This is a genomic window from Hydrogenovibrio sp. (assembly GCF_049975065.1).
Taxonomy (GTDB): Bacteria; Pseudomonadota; Gammaproteobacteria; order Thiomicrospirales; family Thiomicrospiraceae; genus Hydrogenovibrio.
Map to the genome: position 1 here is coordinate 1 of NZ_JBNGDN010000013.1, position 3,862 is coordinate 3,862.

General features: G+C 53.9%; 4 protein-coding genes. 1 reads left to right on the forward strand and 3 read right to left on the reverse strand.

Annotated features, from left to right (window positions below; genetic code table 11):
• From thpR to ACP5D0_RS03225, 3 genes are all read right to left on the reverse strand, one after another.
• On the reverse strand, positions 1-491 hold a 491-nt coding region (gene thpR / locus ACP5D0_RS03215), incomplete at its 3' end, for an RNA 2',3'-cyclic phosphodiesterase (RefSeq protein ID WP_472364134.1).
• A 61-nt stretch (positions 492-552) separates the two neighbouring features.
• Positions 553-1,464 (reverse strand): lysophospholipid acyltransferase family protein, encoded by a 912-nt coding sequence (locus ACP5D0_RS03220; protein WP_472364135.1) that lies wholly within the window; start codon positions 1,462-1,464, stop codon positions 553-555.
• On the reverse strand, positions 1,461-2,249 hold the full coding sequence (locus ACP5D0_RS03225; protein WP_472364136.1) for a tRNA 2-thiocytidine biosynthesis TtcA family protein: 789 nt from the start codon (positions 2,247-2,249) through the stop codon (positions 1,461-1,463). The genes ACP5D0_RS03220 and ACP5D0_RS03225 overlap by 4 nt, the downstream gene beginning before the upstream one ends.
• A 314-nt stretch (positions 2,250-2,563) precedes the next feature.
• Between ACP5D0_RS03225 and ACP5D0_RS03230 the strand changes: the two genes are divergently transcribed.
• On the forward strand, positions 2,564-3,862 hold a 1,299-nt coding region (locus tag ACP5D0_RS03230; RefSeq protein WP_472364137.1), incomplete at its 3' end, for a sensor domain-containing diguanylate cyclase.

The following is a 3,862-nucleotide window of genomic DNA, read 5'->3' on the forward strand; positions in this document are numbered from 1 at the left end:
CTCTGGTAAAGGTTCAAGCGATCCACCCGCAGCTGAATCGGCTCCAATGGCTCGTCGATTGTTGGAAAGTCATCGGACGCACCTTTCCATTTCCCCAGCGTGATGTGTGGCCGAAACGCATGCTTGCGTTTGGCGAAGCCCAACGGTCTCAAGTGGTCGTCGATTTCCCGAACCAAGGATTGCAGCATCAAGGTCGCATCCAGCTTCGCCACCCAGAAAGACCCGGTTTTCGGGTTGGGAAAGCCGCCAAGGGTTAATAACTCGGCTTCAAAATAACTCATGCCCTCGGCAAACCAGTCGGACATCGACTGACGAATCGCCTCAAGCTCCCCTTCACCAACCTCACCCAGAAACGACAAGGTCAAATGCCAGTTCAGCGGCGGCGTCCATTTCATTGCGCCCATTTCCGGACGGGCCTGGAACGGCGCCAGCCGCATTTTGAGTTGCTCTGTACAGGCCGCATCGACTGGAATCGCAAAAAAGAGTCGCATCCATTCCTCCCCTTGGCTATCGCCCGCATTCAACAAAACGCCCAGGCCTGGCTACTTTTGACTATTGTTTGTAAACATCAGCCACGCCTTCCGGTGGATGTTTGTAACGCTTGTAGTTCCACTGATATTGTGTCGGTACGCGCCGGGCGCAGACTTCCACGCCTTTGTTCAAGGCTTCGGCGGCGGTTTGTTCGTCTCGGGCGGCCACCGCCGCGTCGGCGGGCAGAATGTTCAGACGATAACCTCGCCCTTTCGGCAATCGCTCGGCAAAGGTGAACAAGACATCACACTGCGCTTTGGCCGCCAAACGCGACACCAACACCATTGTCCGGGCCGGGTGTCCGAAAAACGGTGCATAGACACCGCCGCTTTTGCCCGGGTCCTGATCGGGCAGGATGCCGACCATTTCATTCTGGTTCAAGGCTTTGCGTAAGGCTTTCACGCCCGACAAATCGGTCGGCACCAGCTTGGCACTGCCTCTTTCCCGCACGTCGCGCATAAAGGTTTCAATCGACGGTAAGTTCGGCGGACGATACAAGCTGGTAATCGGGTATTTGCTCGACCAATAAAAGCCCATCGCTTCCCAGGCACCAATGTGCGGCGACAGCACGATCACGCCCTTGCCTTTATCAAAGGCCGCCTGTACCAACTCTTCGCCGTCCACTTCCCGAATCAAATTCAGCACCTTTTGGTTCGGCCACAACCAAAGCGGGCCAAGTTCCGTGGTGGTTTTGCCCAACTCGATGAGGCTTTGCTTCAGCAGCGCACGGAGTTCGGTTTCGGAGGCATCCGGAAAAGCGATTTTGAGATTAATGGACGAGATGCGCTTCGGTGAATTCGGCAGCCACCACAGCAGGTAACCGATGGCGGTACCCATGGCATGATTAACACGCAACGGCCACCAGGCGAAAAACCGTAACAATCCGATGAACAATCGGCCGCGCCAATCCTGTTTCGGAGCATCCGCCATCATCCGCCCTCTTCTTCATCCGTTAACTGCGCCGCGCCGGCATGATTGTCGTCCGCCACCAGCGGCTGCATGGCGTGCCAAAGATTGGCATAGAGGTGTTTATTATGTTTTTCCTGCGCCAGCAGCAGTTGTTTCATCCGCTGACGCTCCTGGGGTTTGGCATAGCAGGCCGGGCAATTATCGGGAATGATCGGCAAACCGGCCGATTCAGAAAAGGCACGGGTTTGGGTTTCCCGCACCCGCACCAGCGGCCGGATAATGCGGATGTCTTTTTCGTTATTCAGATAATGCGCTTTCATAGTGCGCAACTCTCCCGCATTGAAGGCCGACATCAGTAGGCTTTCCGCCAAATCGTCCAGATGCTGCGCCAAGGCCAGCACGTTATAGCCTTCGCGTCGGCAAACCGTATAGAGTTTGCCGCGTTTCTGGCGCGCGCAGAAACTGCAAAAGGAGTTGCCTTTCATATGCGCCTCCGCCAGCGCCACCAAGTCTTCGGATTCATAAAAATAAGGAATGTCCATCGACGCGACCCACTCTTTCAACGGCGACGGATCGAACCCGGGGATTTCCGGGTCGATGGTGCAGGCGGCCAACTCGAATTTGATGGGCGAATGTCGCTGCAAATGTTTGAGAATCACCAATAACGCCAGCGAATCTTTGCCGCCGGACAGCCCCAGCAAAATGCGGTCGCCTTCGCGTATCATTTGATATTGCGCAATGACACGCCCCACCAGTTTTAAAATGGACTTGGGCGGTTTGATTGGCGCTGTTTGCAAGGCAACAGACATGGGACTGGGTTCCGGCATGGTCGTTCAGACATCATCGATTAAAAAGGATATTTTACACCCTCAGCCGCCGTCTGTGGGCAAAAGCCGAGTGTTGTCACCCAACCGGTTTAAATGCTGCCCAACGTCAGTCAAGGTTTACTCACCGCGAAGCATGGGATAAAATTCTTATTATTTGCGAGGCTGTGCAGATTTATCGTCCGCTGTTACCCACAAACACCAAGCCTTAATTGCGTAACGGGCACTGATCGCCCCGCGCTTTGTGCCTAAAATGCTCAAAACCCCGCTTGGCAATGCCTTTAAGGCAGAAGGAATCCATGTCACAAACAGACTCACACATCGGCTTTGAAACCTATCTGAACCAAGCGCCCTATGCGTTTTTCAGGTGGCAAAACGCTGAGAACTGGCCGGTGATTTATGCCTCGGAAGGGGCTGTGCGCCTGCTCGGCTACTCGCTGGACGACTGGCACAACCACTGGGTCTGTTACACGGATCTGATTCACCCAGAAGATAAGCCACGCGCACTGAATGAACTGACCGATGCCACCCACCAAGGCCAGCACACATGGGTGCACACGCCTTACCGCCTCAAAGCGCAAGACGGCCAGTGGGTATGGATACGCGACACCACTCAGATCATTCGCAATGCCGAAGGCCAAGCGGTGGAGTATTACGGTTTTCTGGAAGACATGACCGACATTCTGGCCTACAAACATCAAGCCAAGGCCATTCGCCAGCTCAATGACCAGATGAACAATGCGTTGGATCAGAGCAATCTGATTTCCCGATCCGATCAATACGGCAACATCACGTACGTCAATAACAATCTGCTCAAACTGACCGGCTACAGCTGTGACGAACTCATCGGTCAGCCACACAGCATTCTGCGTCATCCGGATACCCCGACCAATGTGTTCACAAAAATGTGGCAAACGATTCAATCCAACCGGGTCTGGAAAGGCACCTTGAAAAATCGCAAGAAAAACGGCGAGCCCTACTATGTGGAAATGACATTGGTGCCGCTGGTGGATGATCAGGAACGGTTCATCGAATACCTCGCCATCCGCCACGAAGTCACGGCGCTGATCACCAAACAGATGGACTTGGAAACCGCCGTCAAAACCTCGCGTTTACTGAACATCCCCAACCGAGTGGCCTTGCTGGAGGCGATTCCAACGCTCAGACAGACCCAATTGGCGATGTTGGATCTGGATAACTTTAAGCAGATTAACGAATATTTCGGCCACACTTTCGGCGACAGAATGCTCATCAGCACGTTATTGCAGGTGTTTGTGTACAAGCCGCTTAACACCCGCGTCTACCATCTCGGTTCCGATCAATTGGTGCTGACCTCGGACGAACCGGACGCGAAGCGATTCGAGCAACAGATGATTCAGCTGCGAAACCGCTTGTCGAACCATAAGATCACCGTGCAGTCGCAAGATATCTACATCAACCAAACCCTGGCCCTGAGTTTCGAACCGAAGGAAAACCTGCTGAACTCATTGGAAGTGGCGATGCGTCACGCCAAAAACACCCACCAAGACGTCTTGGTGTATTCGCCGGCCATCGACACCTATCAACAGCGTGCCGACAACCTTATGTGGTCGGAAAAA